The sequence below is a fragment of the Halocola ammonii genome (genome assembly GCF_049334165.1).
Taxonomy (GTDB): domain Bacteria; phylum Bacteroidota; class Bacteroidia; order Flavobacteriales_D; family Sanyastnellaceae; genus JBEGHD01.
Map to the genome: position 1 here is coordinate 70,490 of NZ_JBEGHD010000004.1, position 25,129 is coordinate 95,618.

Consider the following 25,129-nt stretch of genomic DNA (forward strand, 5'->3'; position numbering starts at 1 on the left):
AGATCTCGCGATTTGGGCTATTTTTTTGTCATCAACTCAACTTCAGGACCAGGGTAGATCAACCAGACGGAAAGAGCAGGGGCAAGTCGCTGATTATGAGGATAACTTTTTGATTATTTATTGAATTGAGTAGATTAAGACTACCGGAAATTTTTCAAATTTGGCCCTGAACTACTTTTTGAGAAGAATGATTTTTTAATACTCTGAAAGAAAATCGGAATGATCGAACTCAGAATTTTTAGAAGTGCTTTGTAGGCATTTTCTGAAATGACTTAAGTCATTAGTTTTGAGTTTAATTTAGAATAACTTAGCGGAGAAATCGAGATTTTCACCACATGAATCTCTCGGTCAATTCTCTACAGAACTATGTTGAAGAAGCTATTGGTTTTCACCCTATTGACCGCAGCAGCTTTTTCAGTTTTTTCTCAGCAGTCTGAGGATAAACTAATGGAGCGCGCTGATGGTTTATTTGCCGAGCAAAAGTATGCGGAAGCTTTTCCTGTGTATTCACAGCTAGTGAGTTTGCACCCGCAGAGTCCAGTTCTAAACTTCAAGTTTGGTGCCTGTGCAGTTTACACTGGAGAAGGGCAAACCACATCCATAAAGCACCTCAATTTTGCAATCCAAAAAGGAGTAAAAAATCCACTGGCTCACTATTTCCTTGGTCGCGCTTACCACCTGAATTACGAGTTCGAGGAGGCCATCGACTCCTATGAAAAGTTTAGGCAAAAAGCTGATAAAGATCAGCTTGAGGAGTTTGAAGTAGAGTCTCTTATTGAACAATGTGAATTTGGGAAGAGCCTCTTGTCGAGCATAAAAGAGGTGGTAGTGCTGGAAAAAACAGAAGCATCGATCAATGATTACTTTCGATATTACAATCTCGACAACATCGGTGGAAGAATGCTAACCACACCCGAGGAGCTTCTTTCCAGAATTGATAAGAAAAAGGATTACCAGAGTACCATTCACTACGGGGGTGTTGAAACTGAAGTTTATTTCCCCAGCTATGGAAAGGACGAAGAAACAGGTACGGATATCTACCGCGCCTACCTTTTGCCTGACGGTAAGTGGAGCGATCCTGAAAAAGTTGAAGGTTTTGTGAATACTCAGCAAAACGAAGATTTTGCCTTTTATCACAACGAGAGTAAAACACTCTACTTCGCATCAGAAGGCCACAACAGTATGGGTGGCTTCGATATTTTCAAAAGTCAGTACAACGAATCAGATGGTAGTTTTGGACCACCTGAAAATATGGATTTTGCGGTGAATACACCTGCAGACGATATCTTCTATGTGGTAGATAAGAAAAAGGAAACAGCATATTTTTCATCGGATAGAACGAGCTCGCAAAACAAGATGCACGTTTACAAAGTGAAGGTGAAAACCATACCTCTCAATGTGGTTGCCATCGAAGGCGACTTCATTTCTGAAATCAATCCATCTCAAAAGAACGCGACAATCAGAGTGATGGCTGGAGCCGACAAAAGGCTGATCAGCACTGAAAATTCTGACGACATAACTGGAGACTACGCCCTGACTTTTGATCGACCTGGAAACTACACTCTGGAAGTAGAGGTGGAGGGAAGTGCATACATACACGAAGCTAACCTCAGAATCCCTGAGTTTGACAGGCCGGTTTTAGTTCAGCAGAAAATGCGACTCGTGAAAGAAGACGGAGCAGAAAAGTTGATCGTTGACAATCTTTTCGACAATCCTCAGGACCTCGATCTTGCCGATGTGTCGCTTGATGTTATTCGTCAAAAAGCAGGTCTTGACGTCAATGCCGATGACCCACTTTTGGCGGATACCGAAAGCAACTCAGATCAGGATGCTAACCCTGCTGTTCGTGCAGGCTTTTCTGAAGGCACAACATCTGAAGATGTAATTGCTCAAATGGATGAGAAGATCACAGAACTTTCTGAAGCCGAGAAAAAAGAGTCGAGAAAGTCGTCTTCGTTTGTAGCACTCGCAGAAAGAAAGCAATCGCGAGCGGACAGCCTGCTCAAGGAAATTAGTGATCTGAGGTCACAGCTTGATAAAACTGATAAAGAAAAATATCTTGAGGATCTGGCCCAGCTTAGCGATCTGATGAGCGAAGTGAAGAAGCTAAACGTAGAAGTAGCCGCTGCTCTCAAATTGTCTGAACGTTCCGAAGAGTTTTCAGCTGATTTGGAGGAGAAAAAAGAGGCCGTTGTCAGCAGAAAGAATTCAGCCCAGGAAGCGCTCACTGCAGGACGCGAAGAAGAGTTGTTTGAAGCCTTGAAAGCTGAGCACGATGATCAAAGAATTCAGAAAGAAGAAACGAAATCGCCAGGTGAAATTGCGGCTAGAACCAAAGCTGAAAAGGAGAAGGAAAGCCGTGAATTGTACGAAGATGTAGAAGATCTGAAATCAGATGCTCGCTCGGTCATGCGGGACCTTCAGGTAATGCGCGAACGCCTGGCGGCCACAGCCGACCGCAAAGACAAAGAAGAGGTGCAAATGCGTGTTAACCAACTTGAGTCGGAATATGAAATTTTAAAGTCTGACATTGATCGCAAGCGTGAACAAGCTAACGAGGCTGTTGATGTGGCAAACCTGGCCGGTGCTCAGGTATTTCTCTACAACACCAAAGATGAAAGCGTTGGTCAATCGGAAGAGTTAAAGGGTGAGCCTCTGGAACAAAAACGCACGGAACTCACCACTGAACTCACATCAATTGAAAAGCGAACTGCGGAACTTGATTTCAACGATGAAGAGTCGATGGTGCTCGCCAGCGATGAAATGAAGTTCACCAGGAATGACATAAAATCGGTGGCTCTTGTTGAAAATTATCAGGACCGTTCACCTATTGAGCTGAAAAAATCAGATCAATTGCAGGAGTCTGTAGACGCATTCTCTTCGAAGTTTTATACAGAAGAAATTTCGCCACAAGAGGTCGAAAGAACTTCAGCCGAACTCACATCTCAAATTGAAGAGCATCTCGAATTTTGGAACAAGGAATTGGCTCAGGCCAGCGAGTCAGACCGGCAAACCATTCGAAGAGAAATTGAGGAGATGAATCGACTGAAGTCTCAGTTGGATATTATTGATCAAGCATCTCAGCAAGACGTGGCTCAAAATGCTTCTACTACTCAGAAGGATGTAGCTGATGCATCATCGAGTTCAGCTTCCAGCCAGGAGAATGCAGATTCAGGTGAAGACGCCATAGACAGAAATAATACTCAGGAAAATGCTGATGATGTTGCCACCTCGCAAGTGGAATTGGACGAAAGCGGCACTGGAACAACCGATGGCGAAGAGGATGCTGTTGAATTCACAGAGCAATCAGAGGAGGTTTCTGCGGGACAGAATGAGAGTGAGGCACTTGCAGCAGAGCTCAATAAAGAAGAGATTCCGAGTGTAACAGATGTTGAGAACGAGGAAGTAAAGTCGCTGGCTGAGTCACTACCACAGGTGAACTCACTCACTGAGTACGATGCTCAATCACAGCAACTTATCCAACTTGATAATCAGCTGAGAGAGGAAATTGAGGAGGAGACAGATCCTTCAAAAATCGATTCACTGGAGGCGGCCAGAGATGATGTCAAAAAAGCTCAATTTGATCTGAAAACTCTGGACAAAATCTACGTTGACGAGCTCAATGAGATCAACGACAAGAATACCTCAGAGCAAACCAAATCGAAGCAAGAGATTGAACTCAACAGAAAGTTTGCACAACTTATCGATAAGAAAAAATTCCAGTTAGAATCATACAAATCTCGTGAGGAGGAAGTTCCTTTTTCTGCTCAGAAAATGAATCAGGAACTCGAAAACAGAAAGTACAAGGCCATGACCAGAATGAATGGCCTGCGCACGGAATTGGAGACCGGTCAGGAAGCCAACCCAAACCTCCTGGCTGAGAATGCCACAGAAGAAACACCATCTGAAAACACACAACCTCAAGGTGTATCAGCTGAAGACACAAGTTCTGAGCTCACCGAAGTAAGTGCTACGGAAAACTCTTTATCACAGGATTTAGAAGAAGAGTCTGTAAGCGAAGAAACAGCTGAAGTAATTGCTTCCGAACCGGTGGAGCTGAGACTCAAGGCCAATCTTGATGAGCCCTCAGAAGTAGAGATGGATGCGGCTTATGATTCAGAGACGTTTGAGGAAATGTATTCTGCTCAGGCGGGTGTGAACTTGCGATTCAGAAATGAAGATGACATCTCAGAACTAAAAACTGAAATTTCTGAGCTTCAATCACAAGTTGACAATGGCGATGAGTCTTCGCGTACAATCAGAAAGCTGGACAACGCAATTCTCGATCTGGCTGAAGAAGAAGCCAGAAACGGCACCAAGGTGCGTAGAATGGTTGAACAAACCCTCGAGGATTACGATGATGTGATTGGCACTCAAAGAAGAATTTCAGGAGATGATCTGACAGCTCAGGAAATGGAGTATGTCGAACTCCTGGAGTCTGCTGTTCAACGAAACATGACCAAAGCGGATTCGCTTCGTGGCGTTGCCATGAATGAGAGCAATCCAGTTGATCAAAACTTGCTTTTCAAGAAGGCATACGTTTACGAGTCAAGAGCTATTGAAAGTAAAAAAGCGATTGCAAAGGTTTACGAAGATGGTAGTTGGAACGAAGATTTGGTAGCCAGGTCTTCGGCAAATCCAAAGAGCACCAATAATGAAATGGCCGAAACGGCTGAAATGCCCGGAGGAGGTCAGCAAGAGACCACAGAATCTAATGTGGTTTCGGAGCAAGTGAGTCAGGATGATTCATCCGAAGAAGTTGCCAGCAACACAGAAGATAGCGCTTTGCCAGTAGCAGAGGAATCTCCTGAACAAATTACAAACGAAGATGAGTCGACTCTTACATTGAATGAAACCACAAGAAATGAAGAGCCTGCGTCAAGGTTTGACGAAAACACAAAAGGTAACGAAGAGCAAGAAGCTCGAAAAATGGTTGTGGCTCAGGTAAATCAGCGCGAAGCATTTGAGAAAGAACTATCGCCCAATCAACTTGAGGAGCTAGAGTCGGATGACCAGTTTGCAGAGTACAACCAGCAGGTTGAGGAAATAAAAGAGCAGCAGAAAAATCTCGGTGAAACAATTAGCGACCTCCAGCAAAAGAAAAGAGCTTACGCGGAAGTCAACACTCAGATAGAATCGCTCGAAAAAGAGCTTGCTGCCACTTCAGAGCCTGAAGAGAAGCAGAAAATTGAGGATGAAATTACACGGTTGAGAGTTAAGGCAGAAGTGAAGTACAAAGAAGTTCGCGAGGCCAGAGAGAAAACCCGTCAGCAGGCCACGATGCTCGATGCAGCGATTGTAGAAGCCGAAACTGATTTTAAAGCTCTGATTACCGGAATTAAAAGTCGACCGAGCAGAAAGTTCGAAAACGCTACTGCAGCAGACCTGGCTCGACTTGAGATGCCAAAAACCCTAAATGAAAACCTCTTTGCCAGATCGCAGAGTTCAGTTTATTCTGAAGAAAACCCGATTCCGGAAGTCACTGAAATGCCGGATGGGATTGTTTACCAGGTTCAGGTTGGAGCCTTCAGAAACCCCATTCCACAGGATCACTTCAGGGAGTTTGCACCAGTGATGGCGCACAATCTCAATAACGGAATTACACGCTACACCGTGGGTCTCTTCAATCAGTTTGATGTAGCGCAGGGAGTCCGCGATCAAGTTCGAGAACTTGGCTACTCCGATGCATTTGTGGTGGCCTATCGAAATGGGGAGCGCATCTCAACTGACGAAGCTAGAGGTGCTGAAGATGCACCTTTGGCAGAAGCCCGATCGGAAGAGACACGACTAGAAGAATCCCCAATTGCTGAAAATACTTCAGGGAATGCGGAAGATGAAAGGGTAGTAGAGTCTACCTCCGTCTCCGAAATCAACGGTGTTTTCTTCACCGTTCAAATTGGAGTGTTTAGCAAGCCAGTGAAAAAGTCTGAGTTGGATATCACACCTTTGAATAGAGACAAAACCGCATCTGGACTGACTCGCTACACAACGGGGGTTTTTAATGATTACAACAGTGCCGATCAGCGCAAAGCCGAAGTCCGAAACTCCGGAATTTCCGATGCATTCGTCACAGCTTACTACAACGGAGAGCGAATTTCCGTAGACAGAGCAAGACAGCTTGCCTCCGAAAATGCACAACCCGAAAGAGAAGAACCGAAAGAGCAATTCATCGTGTTTATTGGACGATTCGAAAATCAGGTTCCTTCTGATGTAGCCAGGGCGATGCTGATGCTCGAAGGCCGTTACGGAGTGGTGCAGGAAAACAAGTCCGATTACACCGACTATTTTACAAAACCAGTAAACAGCAGGATGGAAGCCGAAAGAATTCAGGCTGCTTTCAGAGAGTTTGATGTTGAAAACACAGAAATAAGAACAGTATCGGGCGATTTGTAAACTAAAAATGTAAACTTTGAGCCAGTGCAATTTGACCAGTTATGCTCAAACATCGAAATGTTAAAGTCGCGGTTTTTCTTCTCCTGGTAGGTCTCGCAGCGGTAGCTGTTTACTTTGGAGTGTCCGAAGAACCTCAAACCAAACTATCTCCTGGAGATCTTAAAATCGTAAAAGTGATAGTTGAAGACTCCAAAACTGTCACAGAATACGGAGAAGAGAGTGACTTTATTGAGATTCTCAACACCACGGATCGCGAAATCCATATTAAATCTGGAGAGTGGTTCATTACTGATAAAGGAACAGACAGACCTTTTAGATTTCCGCTACCAGAACTTTTTATTGACTCGGGAGAAAAGATCAAGGTCTGGTGCGATGGCCAGGATATGCACGGTAATGAAATTCACACAAACTTCAAGCTTGATGAGGATGGCGAATGGGTGGCAATTTTCATAAAAGATGAGAAGGGCGAAGTCCTCACCATCGACTCTTTTGAATATGATGAAGCAGAAGATGTGAGAGGGTTCAAGAAAGTGGATGGCGAAACGGTACCTGTGGAGTAGCGCAACGTTTTGCATTTCAAGAAAGTCAGGTTAAGGAATTGTTAAGTGCAATCCATTTTATTTAATTTTAGCCCTCGAAAATCAACTATCAAAACATGCGTATAACCCTAACTTTTCTCACCATACTACTCGGGAGCCAATTTTCTTTTGCCCAGCTTTACATTAATGAAATCATGGCTTCCAACTCAACGACCATTGCCGATAATTTTGATGAATACGATGACTGGATTGAGATCTACAATGGCGGAAGTGTACCAGTAAACCTGGCGGGTTATTACCTTTCTGATGATGCACAAAACCTCACGCAGTATCAAATTCCAACTGATGCTTCTCTTTTTGTCACTCAGGGAAATCACATTCTGATTTGGACAGACAATGACATTACTCAGGGACCAGACCACACAAACTTCAGACTTTCTGGTGGAGATGGAGAGACCATTATTCTCACTGATCCAGATGGTACAACCATAATCGATCAGGTGGACTTCGGTCAACAGCAAACCGACATTTCTTACGGAAGAGAATCTGACGGTGCCGAAAACTGGATTTTCTTCAATTCTCCTACACCAGAAGAAACAAATCAGGAAGCACCGCAAGAAACACAGCTTTTATTTATCAATGAAGTGCTGTCGGTAAATCAGAATAATATCGATGACCAGGCTAACGAACACGAGCCCTGGTTTGAGATTTACAATCCAAATGCCCAACAAGTGAATTTGGCCGGTTACTACGTTTCCTACAATGGTTCAGAATTGTTTCAAATTCCTTCTAACGATCCGGTGAGAACTACTGTTGAGGGCAACGACTTCATTGTCTTTTGGGCCGATGGTGATCTGGGACAGGGAGCTAATCACACTGAATTTGAAATTTCTTCGGGAGATGGTGACCTCGTGCTTTACGGGTTAGACGGTTCGTCAATAGTTGACGAGTATTCTTTTCCCGACCTCGACTCAGATGTTTCCTACGGTAGATCTACGGACGGAGGTTTGAACTCTATCCTGTTCGATATTCCAACTCCGAGAGTAACAAATACTCTAATTATAATCGAGCCTGAAGAGATTTACATCAATGAACTTCTCGCTGCGAATATGACAGATATTGCCGATAATGTTGGTGAATTTGAAGATTGGTTTGAATTGTATAACCCCAATCCATACCCGGTAAATCTTGCAGGGTATTATCTAACGGATGATCAGGAGAACCCAACAAAATTTCAAATTACAACGAACAACACAGACAGCACGACCATCCAACCCGGTGACTGGATGCTTTTTTACGCTGATGAAGATCAGGAGCAAGGTGTCAACCACGTCAACTTCCGACTCAACAATGCTGGAGAAGAGCTGGCGCTCTACGGTCCTGATGGTTTTTCACTGGCAGATGAAATAAACTTTGTGGACCTGGCTACAGACGAGTCTCTGGGAAGGCTCACGGATGGTGGTCCCAACTGGGTTACTTTTATTGGTACCACTCCAGATGCCAGCAACGAAGGCGGTACGGTGTCTGTCAAAGAACCCGGACAGGAAGAGCTGAGGTTCGAGATTTATCCCAACCCCAACCAATCCGGGGTTTTATATTTTGGCCGAATCGAAAAAGAAATTCAAATTTTTTCTGCATCAGGTAGTCTCGTTAAAACTATTCGCAATCAGAACTCTACGGACGTATCAGCTCTGAAAGCAGGAGTTTATTTTGTCAAAAACGACAGCGGACAGGTAGCGCGATTGGTTGTAACCCAATGACCTTCAAGAGCCTCTTTACTAAAAAGATTTGTAGAAATTTCGCAGACCTGATAAAATCACTACTTTTGCACCTCATTTTGAAAAAGTGAGCCTGCAAGTTGACACGGGCTTTTTGCAAATTTCTCTCGTTGATGTCAATCCAGAAATTGGGACGAGATACAAATTAACAATGCCAACATGGCTGAAGAAAAAAAGGATTCAGTAGAGAATACTGAAGAAAAGAAACAAGAGGTAACCGATCAGAAGGAGACCTTAAAAAAACCTGAAGCAAAGTCGGAAGCAAAAGCAGCAGCAGAAGCTGACAGCGCAGAAGACAAAGGATCTAAATCAGGTGACACTCCAGAAAAAACTTCTCAAAAAACTCAGGCTAAAGCCAGTGCTACAAAGGACGAAGCAGAGAAAGTAACTGCTCCTGAAGGCAAAGCTGACGACAGCAAGAAGACAGACAAAGAGAAGAAAAAAGCAACCAAAGTAGATGTAGAGGCTGAATCGTCTAGCGATGTTAAAGCTGATTCTACAGATGACTCTGACAAAGGAGGAAACAAATTTGATCACGGTCCAGAAACTGTTAAAAACGGTGAACTTCAATTCCGCGAGCCGGAAGAAAAGTTTGACTGGGCAGGATCAGATCAATCTGTAGACGACTACACTCCAGACGAGCGCGAAAAGCTCGATGACGTGTATGGCGACACTCTTACTTTTATTGCCGAAAAAGAAGTAACAACTGGTAAAGTTGTTTCTGTTGGGAAGAAAGAAGTTGTTGTAAACATCGGATACAAATCAGAAGGTGTTATTCAGGCTTCTGAATTCCGTTACAACCCAGACTTGAAAGCTGGCGATGAAGTGCCGGTTTACGTTGAGCAGCAAGAAGACAAAAACGGTCAGCTTGTGATTTCTCACAAGACAGCACGTGTACACAGTGCCTGGGAGAATGTAAACGAAGCACTCGACAAGGAGCAAATCATTATGGGTGAGGTGAAATGCCGTACCAAAGGTGGTTTGATTGTAGATGTATTCGGAATCGAAGCATTCTTGCCTGGTTCACAAATAGATGTGAAGCCTATCCGCGACTACGACATGTACGTTGGAAAACGCATGGAATTCAAAGTGGTTAAAATCAATCACGAATTCAAAAACGTTGTGGTTTCACACAAAGCGCTCATCGAAGCAGAGCTCGAAGAGCAGAAAAAACAAATTATTCAAGGGCTTGAAAAAGGTCAGGTTCTCGAGGGAACTGTCAAAAATATCACTTCTTACGGTGTGTTTATCGACCTTGGTGGAGTGGACGGACTTGTTCACATCACGGATCTATCCTGGGGTCGTATCAATCACCCTGAAGAGGTTGTTGAACTCGACCAGAAAATCAATGTGGTTATTCTCGACTTCGATGATGACAAGAAGAGAATTGCTCTCGGTCTGAAACAACTTACTTCTCATCCATGGGACAGCCTCGATGAAAAACTCGATGTTGGCGACAAAGTGAAAGGTAAAGTCGTAGTCCTTGCCGATTACGGTGCTTTCGTTGAGATCGCTCCAGGAGTAGAAGGATTGGTTCACGTTTCTGAAATGTCATGGTCGCAGCACTTGCGCAGCGCTCAGGATTTCTTGAAAGTAGGAGACGAGATCGAAGCAGTTATCTTGACACTCGATCGCGAAGACCGCAAAATGTCACTTGGTATGAAGCAACTCATGGATGATCCATGGGAAGATATTCAAACCAAATACCCAGTTGATTCTAAGCACAAGGCGAAAGTTCGCAACTTCACCAACTTCGGTGTATTTGTTGAGCTAGAAGAAGGTGTAGATGGATTGATTCATATCTCAGACCTCTCGTGGTCTAAAAAGATCAAGCACCCATCTGAATTCTGCAATGTTGGCGATGAGCTCGAAGTAGTGGTACTAGAAGTAGACCGCGAAAACCGCAGATTGAGCCTCGGTCACAAACAACTCGAAGAAAACCCATGGGATGTATTCGAAACTGTTTTTGCTGAAGGATCAGTTCACCAGGGTACAATCATCCGCAAAGAAGGCAACCAGTTTGTAGTTAGCCTTCCTTACGGAGTAGAAGGTTACGCTACTGCCAAGCACCTTAAGAAGGAAGATGGTAGCCAGGCGGAAATGGACGAAACGCTTGATTTCAAAGTGTTGGAGTTCAACAAAAACGCAAAGCGCATTGTAGTGTCTCACCTTCGTAGCCACGAAGAAGGCGAAGATCCAGCTCCTAAAAAATCACCTAAGAAATCTGGTGGTGGCGGATCAGGAAAATCAACTACCCCACAAGCTGAGAAAACAACTCTCGGTGACCTCGGAGTATTGGGTAACCTGAAAAACGAGATGGAAAAAGGCGATGCTGCCGGAAAAGCCAAAGAAGCTGAGAAAGCTGAAAAGAAAGATGAAAAAGCAGAAGAGGATAAAAACAACGCTGAAGCAAAAACATCTAAGGCTGACAAGGTAAAGCAAGAGCCAGAGCCTGACAAGCAAGCCGAAGCTGCCGCTGAAAAAGCAGCCAAGGAAGAAAAGAAAGAAGAGTCTGACGACAAAAAGAAGGACGATAAAGCTAAAGAGCCTAAGGCCGAGAAAAAAGAAGAAAAGTCGGATGACGAAGACAAGAAGGAAGAGAAGTAAATCTAACTTCTTCAGATAAAATGAAGTCCCTTTCGAGTATATCGAAAGGGACTTTTTTTTACCCTTACTTTAAGCAGTGGAAATTATATATTTGCCAGCAGCAATAATTTTATGAAGCCAGTTACCCTCATAGATAAAAAGCAGCTCGGGCTGATCATAAACCGCCTGGCTTATCAGCTTATCGAAAACCACGATGACTTTTCGGATGCTGTGCTTTTAGGTCTTCAACCCAGAGGAGTGCAACTTGCAGAGAGAATTCATGACAGGCTTAAGGAAATTATGCCCCAGGCCCAAATTCATCTGGGTAGTCTTGATATCACTTTCTTCCGGGACGATTTCAGAAGGAGAGAAGAACCAATCAAAGCCAACTCCACACAAATTGACTTCATCATCGAAGACAAAAAGGTTATTTTAATCGATGATGTTCTTTACACCGGCAGAACAATCAGAGCAGGACTGGACGCCATGTTGTCCTACGGAAGACCATCGGCTGTAGAGCTGCTCGTTCTGGTAGACCGCAGGTTTAGCAGAGAGCTACCGATAGACCCTACTTACATTGGAAAGAGCGTAGATAGCATAGACTCTCAGAGAGTGAAAGTGGAATTTGCAAAAAACACATCCAACGACCGCGTGTTGTTGTTTAATACAGAATTGGCAGATGAGTAGTTTGAGTGTAAAACACCTTTTGGGAATTGCAGACCTGACCGAAGAAGACATCAGGCTGATCTTTTCAACTGCACTCAATTTCAAAGAAGTGATCAACCGGCCAATAAAGAAGGTTCCTTCTTTGAGAGATATCACCATCGCCAATCTTTTCTTCGAAAACTCCACCAGAACAAAGCTTTCGTTTGAGCTGGCTGAAAAACGACTTTCTGCAGATGTGGTGAACTTCTCTTCTGGATCATCCTCTGTAAGTAAAGGCGAAACACTCATCGATACTGTGAATAACATCTTGTCGATGAAGGTAGATCTTGTGGTCATGCGCCATCCAAATCCTGGAGCGGCAGCCTTCCTTTCCCGAAATGTGGACACCACAATTGTAAATGCCGGAGATGGAACTCACGAGCATCCAACTCAGGCGCTGCTCGATGTTTTCTCGCTACAACAGAAGCTGGGAGACGTGGCAGGGAAGAAGGTGGTAATTGTCGGGGATATCAAGCATTCAAGAGTAGCCTTGTCTAACATCTACTGTCTGCAAAAGATGGGAGCAGAAGTTATGGTTTGCGGTCCCACAACGCTCATTCCAAAGCATATTGAAAAATTGAATGTGAGAGTTGAACACGATCTTCAGAAAGCTCTCGAATGGTGTGATGTGGCCAATATGCTCAGAATTCAACTGGAAAGGCAGGGTGGAAAGCAAAATGTCAAATACTTTCCTTCTCTCAGAGAATATACCTTGCAATACGGTCTTACTTTGCCTATGTTAGACCAGCTGAAGAAGGAAATTGTGATCATGCACCCAGGACCAATTAATCGCGGTGTAGAAATCACAAGTGAGGTGGCAGATTCGTCACACTCCATTATTTTGGAGCAAGTCGAAAACGGTGTGGCTATTAGGATGGCCGTACTTTATCTACTTGCCTCAGCCATAGAAAGAAATTGATTTTTGTTTATATATTTGTTGAAACGCGATACTCGTATGAAATTTGAAATAGAAAACAAGGATAAAGTAGTAATTGTCAAGACCAAAGTCGAGAAGCTCGATGCTATTCACGCACCAGAACTAAAGTCTGAAATGGTGATGATGAATAAAAACGGGACGAAGAATATGATCATTGACATGAGTGAAACCCGTTACTGCGATTCCTCTGGCCTCAGTGCCGTGCTTGTTGCCAATCGTCTGTGTAGGGAAAACAACGGTACGTTTGTACTTTGTGGACTACAAGACTCGGTGGAAAAACTGATTAATATCTCACAATTGAACTCAGTTTTGAAAATTACACCGACATTAAACGAAGCGATAGATCTCGTTTACATGGACGAGGTAGAGCGCGATATTGACAACAAGTAATTTCAGCTAATATGAAAAAACAACTACTCACTCTTTTTTGCGCACTAAGTTCTATTGCCCTCTCTGCCCAGTGCGTGGCAGATCATGATTTTGGAGGCGAAGAATTTGGGGTATATCCCGATCCGCAACAAGGTGAAAGCTTTGTAGACGGAGTAGAAGGTGAAGCATATTCCGATGTTTTTCATTTGAAAGTTCCCTCAGACGCTGGAGCAGTAAACAGTGCGTTTACAGGGCTTCCGGTGGATTCTGTGAAAATTGACTTTCTTGAAATGTCAGATGGAGGTTCTTTTGTTGCTGCATCAAACTTTGGGTTTTCGATAAACTGCAATAATGATAATGTCAGTCCGAATGCATGCACATTTATGGGGGGACAACAAGGTTGCGCAACTTTAGAAGGAACTCCCAATGTGGCGGATACTTTGATGATCAACGTTGGTCTCATTTTTTACACGACAGTTGGAGAAATGGCTCAGGCGGTTCCATTGAATTACGATGGCTACTCTATCGTTATTGAAATGTCTAACAGCGTAGCTGAAGCGAGGCTTGACCAAATGGAAGTGAGCCAAAACTACCCTAACCCTTTTGGAGATCAAACTGAAATTAGAGTCGAGTTGCAGAACGCCTCTACTGTGAGTGTTTCGGTGATGAACCTTATCGGTGAAAAAGTGATGACTCGCAGCCTTGAAGGCCGCAGAGGAGTGAACACTGTGAAACTCACAGCTGATCAATTGGAGCCTGGTATCTACATGTATACGGTAGAAGCAAATGGACAAAGCACGACCAGAAGAATGGTTGTAAGTAAATAGCAACTTTTCACACATAAAAAATTTACAACCGTCCGAATATCGGACGGTTTTTTTGTTTTGAAATTTGAAGTAAACATACTCGGTTGTGGAGCGGCAACACCCACTCTAAAAAGAAATCCAACTGCGCAATTGGTGAACTTGCACGACAAGTTCTTCCTTGTTGACTGTGGAGAGGGAACTCAGGTGGCAATGCGCAAAAACAAACTCAAATTTCAAAAGATAAACCACATCTTTATCAGCCATCTTCATGGCGATCACTACCTGGGATTAGTAGGTTTGATCTCTTCAATGCACTTATTGGGACGCAATAGAAAGCTCACCATTTACGGTCCTCCGGGAATTAGGGAGATTGTAGAAGTTAACCTGAAGCTTTCTCAAACAGTTCTAAATTTCGAATGCGAAATCATTGAACTCGATCTTAAAGAGAAAACTTTTTTATTTGACGATAAATCCCTGGAAGTCTTTGCCTTTCCACTCAAACACAGGATTACTTGCAATGGCTTTTTGTTTAGAGAAAAAAAGCGGAAGCCCAAGATTGACAAGAAGACTATAGCCGATTTTGACTTGTCCGTGAAAGAAATTGTCGCTTTAAAAAATGGCCAGGACGTCCAGCGCGAGGACTCTACCTGGTTGAAGTTTGAGGAGTTGACAAATCCCGCTCCAGAGCCAAGAGGATACGGATACTGCTCTGATACTAAATATTGGGAGAGAGTTGTGGACTTCATTTCAGAATGCAATTTGCTCTACCACGAATCTACTTTTTTGGACGACAAAAAGGATAGAGCTAAGGAGACGTTCCATTCCACTGCCAGGCAAGCAGGAAAAATTGCCCAGTCAGCTAAGGTTAAGCAATTAATTTTGGGCCACTTTTCATCGCGCTACAGACAGCTCGATGGTTTTTTAGAAGAGGCAAAAGAGGAATTTGAGAACGTAATTCTCGCCAGTGATGGACTAACCGTGACCGTCCCTCAGTGAGGTGTTCGAAAAATTACTTGTTCGGGAAACACTTTGCCCTTACATTTGTCATTATTTAGAATCGTTTTAGATTATCGCATTGGAGCCAATCAAAGTAATTATAGCAGACAGCAACCAGCTCATCCGTCAGGGGCTTAGGTCAATTTTTCAAAATGACTCAACATTCTCAGTTGTTGGTGAAGCAGAAAATGAGACGGATCTGGTAAGGTTCGCCAGAGAGGCTGAATTCGATGTCATAACAATCGATTTTGCAGCTCCAGGATTTTCAATTGACACAATACCTTCAATTCAGGAAATCAATTCCAGGGCTCAGTTTGTAGCAATTACCGGTGAGCAAAGCGGGTTAACCATTATTAATGCGCTGAGAGCGGGAATCACGAGCTACATCAAAAAAGACTGCGATATAAATGAAATTGTGGATGCTGTCAGGGAAACGGGCAGAGGAGGTAAGTTTTTCTGCGGAAAGATTCTCGACACCATCAGAAGAGAGTCAATCGATACTAATAGCCTCGATTTAGCTGAATACTCTTGTGAGCCTGTTTTACTCACCGATAGAGAACTTGAGGTGATCAAATTGATAGCTGAAGGGTATACCAATGGCCAAATTGCCGAAAAGCTTTTTTTAAGCAGCCACACTGTGAGCACCCACAGAAGGAATGTGATGCACAAGTTAGGTGTAAACAATACTGCAGCAATTGTTATGTACGCAGTAAAGACAGAGCTGGTAAGTCCGAACAAGTTTTTGTTCTCACCGGTTAATTAAAACCGATTGCTTTTTTTCGTAGATTATAAGGCGGATGGCACATCTGGAATGTCTATAGATTAATTATTCTTGGCAATTTAGTTTTGAAAAATGGCTTCTGAAAAGGTATTTTTACCAGCGGTTTCAGGAGCGCGCTGACGAATTTGGAAGTGCAGAAGTTCCTTATTTATGATCGCCAGTTAATTGACCAAAAAAATGAAGAAAATGATAGCAGAAGATACAGAGATCAGAGTTGAGAAAATTGCTCAGTCAAGGGTGTCTCAGGTAGACTTTGACAACATCAAATTTGGAAGAGAATTCTCCGATCACATGTTTGTAATGGACTACAAGGACGGTGAGTGGAATGACGCCCGAATAGTACCATTTCAAAATCTCACAATGAATCCTGCAGTTTCAGTTATTCATTATGGGCAGTCGATCTTTGAAGGGATGAAGGCATACAGGAATGAAAAGGACGAAGTATATCTCTTTCGCCCGGAAATGAACATCAAGCGATTTAATGTCTCTGCCGAAAGAATGTGTATGCCGCAGATTCCCGAAAATGTTTTTGAAGAAGCCCTCGTAAAATTACTCGACCTGGACAGAGGCTGGATTCCCAAAAGTGATTCTGCTTCACTTTACATTCGCCCGTTCATGTTTGCCACTGACGAGTACATCGGAGTTAAGCCTTCAGAATCTTATCGCTTCATGATTTTCACCTGCCCGGTTGGTTCGTACTATTCAGGAGCTGTGAAAGTAAAAGTAGAAAGACACTACACCAGATCTACTCCTGGGGGAACTGGTTTTGCCAAGGCTGCTGGAAATTATGCCGGTGCACTTTACCCAGCTCAACAGGCCAAAGCCAAAGGTTACGACCAACTGATCTGGACCGATGCCATTGAGCATAAATACATAGAAGAATCCGGAACGATGAACATCGTTTTCAGGTCTGGAAATGAAATCTTTTCACCCAAGCCGAGCGAAACGATTCTTGCTGGAATTACCCGCGACAGTGTTTTGCAACTTGCCAGAGACTGGGGCTACGAGGTGAATGAAAGAAGAGTGAGCCTCGATGAACTTCGCGAGCTACTTGAAAACAATAATTTGGACGAGGCATTTGGTGCAGGAACTGCTGCCACGATTGCTCCAATCAAAACCATTGGATTTGACGACAAGGATTTTGAATTGAGTTCTTACGACAGCTGGGAGTTTGCTCCAAGAGCATTCAAAGAGTTGGAAGCTCTGAAACGAGGAAACGGAGAGGATATCCACAACTGGAATATGAAGTTTTGATCAGTAGATAAATCGAACTTAAAGAATTGAAAGGCAAGTGATGGATCGCTTGCCTTTTTATTTTTTATGGAAAGTGCTTTATCAGTGCATCTTCAAAATATGAAAAAGGCAACGCTTTTTATTTCTGCATTACTTTTCTCCCTGCTGGCAATTGCTCAGCAAGAGCTGCAAACCGTTTCTGGTATGACGGTAGACTCAAATTCCGGGAGTGAGATTGAGAATGTGCTTGTATCTGTTGTTGGAGAACAAAATCAGGATGTAACCGACTTCAACGGGGCATTTGTGATTACAGGCAAATTCGGTGAGAGTGTGCAATTGCGTTTCACACATGTTTCGCATCGTGACACTACATTGACAGTTTCATTTGAAGAGAAGAATGAAGTTGAAGTCACCGTTAAGCTCAATTCCATGAGCTATCAGGTTCCCGAAGCTGTTGTACAAGAGCAGAAACCCGACACTGTCTTTGGGACTGACAGTCTGCATGTGGCAGACTTCGAGTTTACAGCAGATGGAGAGTTACTTTTATTGACCTACAGTTCACAACACTATTTAAAAAGTAGTAGTGAAAGGGATCTCGATATTTATGAAGGCTGTCGTCTTTTGTTGATCGACAAGGATGGCGAACTTCTCGATTCCTATGGGATCTCGAGTCTTACTTTGGAGCTAAAGACAGATTTTAACAGTGAGCCGTATCTTTTCTGCAGAAATAAGATGTACAGAATCTCCATATCTAACTCTGAAAAAATTGATCTTTTATCGGTTGATGAATCAGATTATCAGGAATTTATAGAACCTATAGTGGCTTCTCTTGGTCCGTATTGGTTCTACTCAAACTGGACGAGTGATTTCCCTTCCTTCGATTACTTTGCTGTGGATATGCGAGACACAACTCACCACCATTTACTCAATGTAGAAGACGAACTGCAAATGAAAATGCATCGGGCGAGCTATCGTGATTTAAAGGGCCGAGACAAGCTAAAGGCCTTCAGGACCGAACTGGAAACCGGCATCGATAAAGAGATAGTCGGAGGGTTTATGGCTGGTCATCATCAGTCAATTTATCATGAAGAAACTTACGCTCCGTTGATTGTGGCAGCAGACACGGTTTTCATTTTTGATTACTGCTCCAATTTGCTTTACAAAGCCGATAAGCAGCTTTCTCTGGCTGACTCTGTTGAGATCGATCATCACCAAAAGGGAGGACAGAATTGGCAGCGAAATTTGCTTCAGGATAAGGCCTCACAAAAGATTTATGCAGTCTACGAAAAACACGGTTACATCTATCTAAGGTTGATTGATCAGGTTTCAGGTAGCACAATTTCTTCATTTAAGCTCCACCATCGCTACCCGGAAAACATTAAAGTGCAATCGGGAAAAGTATACTACACCTACCGACCTTTTGGAAGTATTCAGAAGAAATTTCTGTACAGTGAAAAACTTTCCATGGAGGAATAGGAAAATGCCTACAGCTTAGACCGGTGGGATTATTTATCTTCGGCTTCAATACATCAAAACCGAAAATATGAATTCCCCGAAACTGTTTTTTGCAGCCTTATTGACAGTCTTAGTGTCAGTTACACAAGCGCAAAATGAAAACTCGGCATTTACACTCACCGGAAGTGGAGTAGCCACACCGTTCGCTACGGATTATCAATCTGCTGGCATCAACCCGGCTAACCTCGGCTGGACTTTCAAAGAAAGCGAAAAGCGATTTAGCCTTGGCTTTACAGAAGGAGCGTACAGCATTTATTCCGAAATTTTATCGAGGGAAGACCTTCGAGGAAACGTCTATGGAAACGATTTTGGAGATTTATCACGAGACGAAAAGCTGAGTTACGCTCAGGATTTTGTGAATTCTCCGCTTGCCCTCAATGCAGACGTCATGTCAATTGGCTTTTCATTTGCCACCGAAAATTTTGGAGGGATTGCATTGAACATTAGTGAAAGAGCTAGTTATTATTCTGAGCTGGGTCCGCTAGCTTCAGAATTACTCTTTCTGGGGTATCAAAGCACTTATTTCGATTCGCTATTGCTTAATGATGGGTCTACTATTGCCAATAGCCCAGATCTTGATCCTGAGATCTACGATCTCGTGGTGCAGGGTTTTACCAGCGAAAACCAGGCGCTGCCCTTATCTGAGTTGTTGGAAGGCACTGAGTTGAATGGTCAGTGGTTGAGGGAGATCAATGTTTCTTATGGTCGCAAAATCCTGACGACTGAAAACATAGGCATTTACGGTGGTGTGGGTCTGAAGTACATGATGGGGATGTACCTAATGGATCTGCAATTTGAAAACGGAGAAGGAGTGGGGGTAGTTTCCTACGCACCAGTTTTTGATTTTGGAGCAGAACCGGTTTCCGGGCAAAACCCCAGTTCGTTGCAATCTTCCAACAATCCCCTCAAACCAGCTGGTGAAGGCTTCGGGATTGACATCGGAGCGAGCATCATCATCAAAGATAAACTCACACTATCTGCTGCTGTGAACGACATTGGGTCGGTGACCTGGGATGGAAATGTTTTTAGTGTGGAAGACCTGAAGCTAACAGAGTTGAGTAGTCCGGGTGTGACAAACTTGTCGCTGGTAGACCAGCTCGATGCTTTTATAGGCGAAGATGGCATTTTGAAGTGGGAGGGGGAGCGCAAAATTACCCGCGACCTTCCGACAAATATTCGAGCTGGAGCATCATTGAAACTTGGAGAAAAAATTGACGTTGGAGTTGATGCGCTGATTCCTGCCAATGAATCTCCAGGAAACTATCGTGAGGCACTCCTTTCTGTGGGAGGCAGAATCCGCCCACTCAAATGGCTAGAGCTATCTACAGGCTTCATGACCGGTGGTGGATACGATTTTAAAATTCCTGCGGGGATTGTCTTTAGAGCCCCTGGCGGAGTTTACGAAGCCGGAGTGGCCAGCCGCGATATGATCACCTTTTTCACCGACAACCAGCCGACTCTTTCACTCGCCATGGGATTCGCCAGATTTAGATTCTAAGCAAAGTAAGAATATGCCTACAAGAAGCTTGCGCCATGTTCTGACACCAGGGTAGCTAAATCATCAGATATTTGACCCAAGTCTTTGGATAGAAACAAAGATGGAAATTATAGTAGTTTAGGAAAATTTGGTAGGAAGAGACTGCACCTTGTGTGCGGTCTCTTTTTTTGTTCACAACTGTATGTGTTGACATTTTTTGGCCGTGCGGGGAACTAAGTTCTCCATTTTGTGGTTACCTTTGCACGAACAAAATGAGAATACGCTTATTTGTATAACCTAACTCATTTAGAATTTTTATAGATGACAAATCATCCAAGTGTCAAATTCAACCCGAGAGAAGGGAAAGAATTTTACTCCACTCTGCGCAAACGCGTAAACAACTACTTCAAAGAAAACAACATCTCAAAATTCGGCAACACCGAGATGTATCTCAAGACAGTTTTCATGATCTCTTTATACACCGTTCCATACTTACTTATGGTTACAGGTGTGATTTCCAGCCCCTGGCTCATGCTTTCAATGACTGTGCTCATGGGACTCGGAGAGGCTGGTGTTGGCCTTACAGTAATGCACGATGCCAACCACGGGTCTTATTCCAAGAACAGACGTGTTAATAATATCATGAGCTATACGCTCAATGGTCTTGGTGGCAACACATTCAATTGGCGAGTTCAGCATAACGTGCTTCACCACACTTTCACAAACATTCAGGGAATGGACGAGGACATTGAGTCAGTTCCGATCTTAAGGTTTTCGCCTCATACACGTCTAATGAAAGTTCACAAATTGCAATGGCTATACGCGTGGTTCTTTTACGGGTTAATGACAATTATGTGGAGCATTAGCAAAGACTTCACTCAGTTGATTACCTTTAAGAAGAAAGGTTTGCTCGAGTCTCAAAACACTACATTCTGGAAAGAGCTTAGGATTATTTTGGTTTCTAAGGTGCTTTACTACAGTGTCATTCTGGTGGTGCCGATGCTCACTATGGAAATCACCTTTTGGCAGTGGCTGCTAGGTTTTGTGGTGATGCAATACATTGCCGGGCTTAGCCTCGCTCTCATCTTTCAGCCGGCTCACGTTCTTGAGGATACCAGTTATCCACTTCCAGACGGAGAAGGTAACATCGAAAGTAACTTTGCCATCCACCAATTGCAAACCACTGCGAATTTTGCAAACAACAGCCGTGTTTTCGGTTGGCTAGTAGGAGGACTCAACCACCAAATTGAGCACCACTTGTTCCCCAACATTTGTCACGTACACTACCGCAAAATCTCTAAAATTGTAAAGGAAACAAGCCATGAATATGGTCTCCCTTACCACCAGAAAAAAACTTTTGCACATGCACTATGGTCGCATGGAAAAATGCTTTACAAGCTGGGTAGAATGAAACCTGCGGCTTAGCAAAAAAGATTTTGTAAATATCTTTGATTCGGGCTTCTTGAAACTATTCGGGAAGCCCGAGTTGTTTACGATACTTACTGTCCTCGTTGCTATTCTTGTTCCAGTAATCGAGTAGAAGCCTTCTTTTCATTGTGGCAGTCGTAGTCATCATTTTGGCATTAGGGCCAAATCCCGATTTGTGAGTATCCTGCCATGATTCAATTTCATATGGAAACTTGTTGACGAAAGTTATCTCAAGAATTCTTTCTCCATCGTCATAGTTTAGATTGAAGGTAGAGTAGTTGCCATCTTTCTCAATACTGGCTGTTGCCTTCATCGGTTTGTAGTCATTGTGAGACAGTCGGTGATACATTTGGCCAGGAATAACAGAGATTTCGCCAGAGGGTAGTTTATCCGGGTTGAGTCGGATCAATGTCCACAACTCATCTTCGACCCAAACATTGTCAATCTTTTTTTGATAATCTCCCTCACTTTCGAAATAAGATCTTTCAAGAAAAAAATATTGACCGGCTTTAAGGTTGAGTTGCGAAAATGTATGTCCACACCATTCCTGAGAGGTTGTAGTAACCTTGAGAGCTTCATGATCTCCTTCGAGCGAACCAAATACAGAGGTCATCATGGAATAGGGGTAAATTCCAGTGGTGAATTTCTTTGTGAAGTTTAGCTTCATGACATCAACCCTGTCGTCACCAGTCGCATCCGGGTTGTCGAGCTTCACTTGCTTCGATCTTGAAAAAGGTTCTGTGACAAAAATCAGGGTAGCCGACCCTTCTCTCATTTCGCCATATCGAGCTTGTTTTAGATTGTAGCTTGTAATCTCTGCTTTCCCCTGAAACCAGTAGTCCCCGAATTTTTCAGGCAATTGAACAGGCTTTTGACCAGATGAGCTCTTTCCAGAGCCGCAGCTTAAAGGAATAATAAACAAGAGAAGAATGACAGCAAATTGAGTCCGTTTCATGAGGAATAGTATTTATTATGGTCAACTCATTTCGTTTTTCGAAAGTTCATCATTTCAGAGGGAAAAAAGAAAAGCCCCTCGAAAAAATCGAAGGGCTTAGTTGAAGTAATTTACCCATTGTGGCAGATCAAAATGACCTGTAGCTCCACAACGTCATAAATGCTTAATTGGTAACGCAAAGAAGCTAAACTAATTTCAATTTGCCTCGAGATGATTTCCATTTGTGCGTACAAATTGGATGACATTATTGGATTCGAAGGTTAACAAAAATTAGTAGCGACTATTTACCCCCAAAACAAGGGGATTTTAAAAAATTATTCTTTCTTTGTTATCTTACATTTGGAAGCAGTTACTCCTGCAAATCATTTCTGATTAATTGCATCAGAACTTATTACACACTTCACAGGTTAATGGTTAATCACAGAATAACTTTCAAAATTGCATGTCTGCCAACTCAGGCTGAATGTCGAAAAATTTGTTTAACCAGTTTTCTAGTTCTGAAAGGCTGAAGCTTCGGTCCGGTAGTCAATTCCAATGATTTTACTTAAATTTATTTAAATGAACATATTTGTAGCAAAGCTTAACTCTCTGGTCAATGACGATGATTTGAGAGAATTGTTTGAAAAGCACGGCACAGTGGCTTCAGCAAGAGTTATCTACGATCGGGAGACAGGAACCTCAAAAGGTTTTGGTTTTGTAGAAATGGATGACGAAACAGAAGCAGGAGTAGCCATTGAAAAATTAAATAGTTATGAGCTCAATGGAAACAGACTCATTGTGAAAGAAGCTCATAACAGAGAAGGTAACGGAAAACAATTTCAACAACGTTCTTTTCGATAAAGAATAAGAACTTTTGTCTAACTCATCGGGATTCGTCCCGAATAAAATATAATTGAATATGGGAAGGCCATCGACCAAACCCACCAAGTTGAAAGACGGGTATTACATTGAATTAAAAAATACCGGTGAAAAAAGTGGTGTGAAAATAAGAAGAGATACTAAAAAGGAGATCGATATCGCCATCGAGCGCTACAAGAAAACCAAAGATGTAGTTTATATCGGTCAGGTGAAAAACGGAAAGGTTGTCAGCTCCTGAGAAACTTGATCGTTTAGGAGGCATCGATGGTTTTTGAACTCAGATGCCGCAAAAGATTGAGCCACTTCTGCAAGTCAGAAGTGGCTTTTTTATAAGTGATAAACAGTAGTTTAGAAACCTCCGGGCATACTGGCGTTGCCTTACTGTGAATCGTTAAAAAACTCTAGGATAAACCATTTTGACTAAGAATGGTTATTTTCATAGCAATGGACAATCGCTTGAATCACTAAATAATCAATGACCAGTTTTATGGATGCTACCCTTGAAAAAAATAAAAGAGTAACAGCAGTATCGGAATTGTTTACTACAACCCGCCAGCACACTGAAGAGATTTGTGCTCCGCTGAAGACAGAGGATTTTGTACCGCAGCCCATAGGAGATGTAAGTCCACCAAAGTGGCATCTGGCTCACACCACCTGGTTTTTCGAGGCATTTATTCTCAATGGTTTTTTAGCTGACTACAAGGAGTATCACGCAGATTTTAGCTACGTTTTTAATAGCTACTACAGAGCTGCTGGCGAGCGAGTTGAAAAAACTAAAAGAGGGAACTTGTCACGTCCATCTGTCGAAGATATTTTCGACTTCAGAAGACATGTCAATGAAGGTATGGACAGGCTTCTCGAAGGAATCGATCAACACCCAAAAAGAGATGAAATCATAGATCTTCTGGAGCTGGGAATCAACCATGAGCAGCAACACCAGGAATTATTGATCACCGATATAAAGTTTATCCTTGGTGATAATCCATTGAAGTTGACATACAAAAGTGATTCGATTGATGACACCTTTAGATTCTCCAACCGAAATCTTGAGACCCACCATAGCGAGGGTGGAGTAGTAGAAATCGGTTTCGAGGGGTCCGGCTTTAGCTATGACAATGAGCACGGTAGACATCGTGTTTTTCTTGAGCCTTTTGAGATTGCCAAAGATCTGGTGACCAATGGCGAATTCATGGAGTTCATGAAAGCAGGTGGCTACAAGGATTTCAGACTTTGGCTTGACGAAGGCTGGGAGTTTGTAAAAAATAAATCTCTGAGTGCACCACTTTACTGGTTTGAAGAAAACGGAGAATGGTTTCATTACACACTATCTGGAGTGAAAAAGGTTGACCCAAACGAACCGGTAAAACACATCAGTTTTTTTGAAGCGGATGCTTTTGCAAGATGGAAAGGCTGGCGACTCCCAACGGAGTTTGAATGGGAGTCTGTGCACAACCACCTCAATTACGGTCAACTCTGGGAATGGACTGGCAGCGCCTACCTGCCTTATCCGCGTTATGAGATTCCGGAAGGTGCTACTGGAGAGTACAATGGAAAGTTCATGGTTAACCAGAAAGTACTTCGTGGTGGATCTGTGGCCACAGCAAAAGGTCACGCCAGGCCTACCTATCGCAACTTCTGGCACACCGACAAGCGATGGCAGTACACCGGAATCCGCCTGGCCAGAACACTTTGAGAAACTGGCAAATTCAATTCAAAATTCAGATATTGCCCGAGATACTGGTTGGTTCATTTTCGAACCTGATCCAACTAATT

18 protein-coding genes are annotated in these 25,129 nt (G+C 43.1%); 17 read left to right on the forward strand and 1 reads right to left on the reverse strand.

The window, feature by feature from the left end; genetic code table 11:
* The first annotated feature begins 366 nt into the window (after window positions 1–366).
* The 14 genes from ABHV44_RS05405 to ABHV44_RS05470 all read left to right on the forward strand — a co-directional run bounded on the left by ABHV44_RS05405 (window position 367) and on the right by ABHV44_RS05470 (window position 21,540).
* Window positions 367–6,393 (forward strand): hypothetical protein, encoded by a 6,027-nt coding sequence (locus tag ABHV44_RS05405; RefSeq protein WP_459073642.1) that lies wholly within the window; start codon window positions 367–369, stop codon window positions 6,391–6,393.
* 41 nt (window positions 6,394–6,434) lie between these two features.
* Entirely contained in the window at window positions 6,435–6,953 is a 519-nt protein-coding gene (locus ABHV44_RS05410; RefSeq protein WP_459073643.1) for a lamin tail domain-containing protein, read from the forward strand.
* Between the two features lie 95 nt (window positions 6,954–7,048).
* Window positions 7,049–8,692, forward strand: a complete 1,644-nt coding sequence (locus ABHV44_RS05415; protein WP_459073644.1) for a lamin tail domain-containing protein — start codon at window positions 7,049–7,051, stop codon at window positions 8,690–8,692.
* Window positions 8,693–8,869: 177 nt separating this feature from the next.
* Window positions 8,870–11,317, forward strand: a complete 2,448-nt coding sequence (gene rpsA / locus ABHV44_RS05420) for a 30S ribosomal protein S1 (protein ID WP_459073645.1) — start codon at window positions 8,870–8,872, stop codon at window positions 11,315–11,317.
* 111 nt (window positions 11,318–11,428) lie between these two features.
* Entirely contained in the window at window positions 11,429–11,983 is a 555-nt protein-coding gene (pyrR, locus tag ABHV44_RS05425; RefSeq protein WP_459073646.1) for a bifunctional pyr operon transcriptional regulator/uracil phosphoribosyltransferase PyrR, read from the forward strand.
* Window positions 11,976–12,920, forward strand: a complete 945-nt coding sequence (locus ABHV44_RS05430) for an aspartate carbamoyltransferase catalytic subunit (protein ID WP_459073647.1) — start codon at window positions 11,976–11,978, stop codon at window positions 12,918–12,920. Before pyrR ends, ABHV44_RS05430 begins: the two co-directional genes overlap by 8 nt.
* Before the next feature lie 36 nt (window positions 12,921–12,956).
* Window positions 12,957–13,328: an STAS domain-containing protein gene (locus tag ABHV44_RS05435; protein WP_459073648.1), complete on the forward strand. Its 372-nt coding sequence runs from the start codon at window positions 12,957–12,959 to the stop codon at window positions 13,326–13,328.
* A gap of 11 nt (window positions 13,329–13,339) precedes the next feature.
* Window positions 13,340–14,134, forward strand: a complete 795-nt coding sequence (locus tag ABHV44_RS05440) for a T9SS type A sorting domain-containing protein (RefSeq protein WP_459073649.1) — start codon at window positions 13,340–13,342, stop codon at window positions 14,132–14,134.
* Between the two features lie 57 nt (window positions 14,135–14,191).
* Complete coding sequence (locus ABHV44_RS05445; protein ID WP_459073650.1) at window positions 14,192–15,109, forward strand: ribonuclease Z; 918 nt, start codon at window positions 14,192–14,194, stop codon at window positions 15,107–15,109.
* A gap of 79 nt (window positions 15,110–15,188) precedes the next feature.
* Window positions 15,189–15,872: a response regulator transcription factor gene (locus tag ABHV44_RS05450; protein ID WP_459073651.1), complete on the forward strand. Its 684-nt coding sequence runs from the start codon at window positions 15,189–15,191 to the stop codon at window positions 15,870–15,872.
* Window positions 15,873–16,076: 204 nt separating this feature from the next.
* Window positions 16,077–17,144, forward strand: coding sequence for a branched-chain amino acid aminotransferase (locus tag ABHV44_RS05455; protein WP_459073652.1), 1,068 nt, complete (start codon window positions 16,077–16,079; stop codon window positions 17,142–17,144).
* Between the two features lie 99 nt (window positions 17,145–17,243).
* Entirely contained in the window at window positions 17,244–18,599 is a 1,356-nt protein-coding gene (locus ABHV44_RS05460; RefSeq protein ID WP_459073653.1) for a carboxypeptidase-like regulatory domain-containing protein, read from the forward strand.
* Window positions 18,600–18,666: 67 nt separating this feature from the next.
* Window positions 18,667–20,136, forward strand: a complete 1,470-nt coding sequence (locus ABHV44_RS05465) for a DUF5723 family protein (RefSeq protein ID WP_459073654.1) — start codon at window positions 18,667–18,669, stop codon at window positions 20,134–20,136.
* 300 nt (window positions 20,137–20,436) lie between these two features.
* Complete coding sequence (locus tag ABHV44_RS05470) at window positions 20,437–21,540, forward strand: fatty acid desaturase family protein (RefSeq protein ID WP_459073655.1); 1,104 nt, start codon at window positions 20,437–20,439, stop codon at window positions 21,538–21,540.
* 43 nt (window positions 21,541–21,583) lie between these two features.
* Here ABHV44_RS05470 and ABHV44_RS05475 read toward each other — a convergent pair whose 3' ends face one another.
* On the reverse strand, window positions 21,584–22,498 hold the full coding sequence (locus tag ABHV44_RS05475) for a septum formation inhibitor Maf (protein WP_459073656.1): 915 nt from the start codon (window positions 22,496–22,498) through the stop codon (window positions 21,584–21,586).
* A gap of 558 nt (window positions 22,499–23,056) precedes the next feature.
* On the opposite strand from ABHV44_RS05475, the gene ABHV44_RS05480 reads away from it, so the two are divergent.
* The 3 genes from ABHV44_RS05480 to egtB all read left to right on the forward strand — a co-directional run bounded on the left by ABHV44_RS05480 (window position 23,057) and on the right by egtB (window position 25,049).
* On the forward strand, window positions 23,057–23,338 hold the full coding sequence (locus ABHV44_RS05480) for an RNA recognition motif domain-containing protein (RefSeq protein ID WP_459073657.1): 282 nt from the start codon (window positions 23,057–23,059) through the stop codon (window positions 23,336–23,338).
* A gap of 58 nt (window positions 23,339–23,396) precedes the next feature.
* Entirely contained in the window at window positions 23,397–23,594 is a 198-nt protein-coding gene (locus tag ABHV44_RS05485) for a hypothetical protein (protein ID WP_459073658.1), read from the forward strand.
* A 249-nt stretch (window positions 23,595–23,843) separates the two neighbouring features.
* The gene (gene egtB / locus ABHV44_RS05490; RefSeq protein ID WP_459073659.1) at window positions 23,844–25,049 is read left to right on the forward strand and encodes an ergothioneine biosynthesis protein EgtB; all 1,206 of its coding nucleotides are present in this window, start codon (window positions 23,844–23,846) and stop codon (window positions 25,047–25,049) included.
* Window positions 25,050–25,129 lie beyond the last annotated feature (80 nt).